Source organism: Variovorax sp. P1_H12_2 (assembly GCF_056405335.1).
The window spans coordinates 1-2,354 of sequence record NZ_JBFUCI010000641.1 but is presented as its reverse complement, the minus strand read 5'-3'; the positions used below and the strand labels follow the sequence as shown (position 1 = coordinate 2,354).

Here is a 2,354-nt window from a genome sequence, read left to right as displayed (position 1 = left end):
GGAGAAGAGTCTCGAACTCTCGACCTCAACCTTGGCAAGGTTGCGCTCTACCAACTGAGCTATTCCCGCGTTTCGAGCCTCGAATTATATAGCAATTTTTCGAGGCCCCGCAACTCTCGAAGCTCAATGCTTCACTGAACCTTCCACCGGCGTCGCTGCGCGCTGCTTGGCCAGTTMGGCCACCGCAGCCGCAGAGGCGGCAACCTCCTCGTCGGACAACGGCGTCGGCATCTTCTCCAGGGCGATCTCGAGCACCTTGTCGATCCACTTCACGGGCACGATCTCGAGGCCGTTCTTCACGTTCTCCGGGATGTCCTGCAGGTCCTTGGCGTTCTCTTCCGGAATCAGCACCGTCTTGATGCCGCCGCGCAACGCCGCCAGCAGTTTTTCCTTCAGGCCGCCGATCGCCGTGACCTCGCCGCGCAGCGTGATCTCGCCGGTCATGGCGACGTCGCCGCGCACCGGGATGCCGGTCAGCGCCGAGACGAAGGCGGTGGTCATCGCCGCGCCTGCGCTCGGGCCGTCCTTGGGCGTCGCACCATCGGGCACGTGGATGTGGATGTCGCGCTTCTCGAACACTTCATCCTTGATGCCGAGCCGGCGGGCACGGCTGCGCACCACGGTGCGCGCCGCTTCCACCGATTCCTTCATCACGTCGCCGAGCGATCCGGTGCGGCTGATCACGCCCTTGCCGGGCATGGTCACCGCCTCGATCGTGAGCAGGTCGCCGCCGACCTCGGTCCACGCGAGGCCCACCACCTGGCCGACCTGGCTCTGCTTCTCGGCCAGGCCGAAGCTGTACTTGCGCACGCCGAGGAAGTCGTTGAGGTTCGCGCCGGTGACCAGCACCTTGGGCTCCATCTTCTTCAGCAGCAGGCCCTTGACCACCTTGCGGCAGATCTTCGAGAGCTCGCGCTCGAGCGAGCGCACGCCGGCCTCACGGGTGTAGTAGCGCACGATGTCGCGCACCGCTTCCTCGTTGATCAGCAGCTCTTCTTCCTTCACGCCGTTGTTCTTCATCTGCTTGGGCAGCAGGTACTTCAGCGCGATGTGGGTCTTCTCGTCCTCGGTGTAGCCCGCCAGGCGGATCACTTCCATCCGGTCCAGCAGGGCCGGCGGGATGTTCATCGAGTTCGAGGTGGCGACGAACATCACGTCGGAGAGGTCGAAGTCGACCTCGACGTAGTGGTCGCCGAAAGTGTGGTTCTGCTCGGGGTCGAGCACCTCGAGCAGCGCGCTCGACGGGTCGCCGCGGAAGTCGGTGCCCAGCTTGTCGATCTCGTCGAGCAGGAACAGCGGGTTGCGCGTGCCGACCTTGTTCAGGCTCTGCAGCACCTTGCCCGGCAGTGCGCCGATGTAGGTGCGGCGATGACCGCGGATCTCGGCCTCGTCACGCATGCCGCCCAGCGCCATGCGGGTGTACTTGCGGCCGGTCGCCTTCGCGATCGACTGCCCGAGCGAGGTCTTGCCGACGCCCGGAGGGCCGACCAGGCACAGGATCGGCGCCTTGACCTTGTCGACGCGCTGCTGCACCGCGAGATATTCCAGGATGCGGTCCTTGACCTTCTCGAGGCCGTAGTGATCCTCGTTGAGCACCGCTTCGGCGTTCGCGAGGTCGTGCTTGATCTTGGTCTTCTTGCTCCAGGGCAGGCCGATCAGCACGTCGATGTAGTTGCGCACCACGGTGGCCTCGGCCGACATCGGCGACATCAGCTTGAGCTTCTTGAGCTCGCTCTCGGCCTTCTTGAGCGCGTCCTTGGGCATCTTGGCGAGCTTGATCTTCTTCTCGATCTCCTCGATGTCCGCGCCCTCCTCGCCCTCGCCGAGCTCCTTCTGGATCGCCTTGACCTGCTCGTTCAGGTAGAAGTCGCGCTGGTTCTTTTCCATCTGGCGCTTCACGCGGCCGCGGATCTTCTTGTCGACGTTGAGGATGTCGACCTCGCGCTCGAGCTGGCCGAACAGGTTCTCGAGCCGGGCCTTGATGTCGTCCAGGTCGAGCACCGCCTGCTTGTTGTCGAGCTTGAGCGGCAGGTGCGCCGCGATGGTGTCGGCCAGCCGGCCCGGATCGTCGATGCTCGAGATCGAGGTCAGTATCTCGGGCGGGATCTTCTTGTTGAGCTTCACGTACTGGTCGAACTGCTGCATCACGGCACGGCGCAGCGCCTCGACCTCGGTGCCCTTCTGGGCCGCCGCCTCGGCCGCCTCGACCGGCGTCACGTTGGCCGAGAAATGGGTCTCGCCGTCGTCGATGCGGTTCACGCGGGCGCGTTGCTGGCCCTCGACCAGCACTATCACCGTGCCGTCGGGCAGCTTCAGCATCTGCAGGATGGTCGAGATGCAGCCGACCTCGAACA

At 64.6% G+C, this 2,354-nt stretch carries 1 protein-coding gene; it reads right to left on the bottom strand.

Annotated elements, in window-relative coordinates:
• Window positions 1–123: 123 nt before the first annotated feature.
• A partial coding sequence (gene lon, locus AC1D2K_RS33615) for an endopeptidase La (protein ID WP_478094629.1) occupies window positions 124–2,354 on the bottom strand: 2,231 nt, incomplete at its 5' end.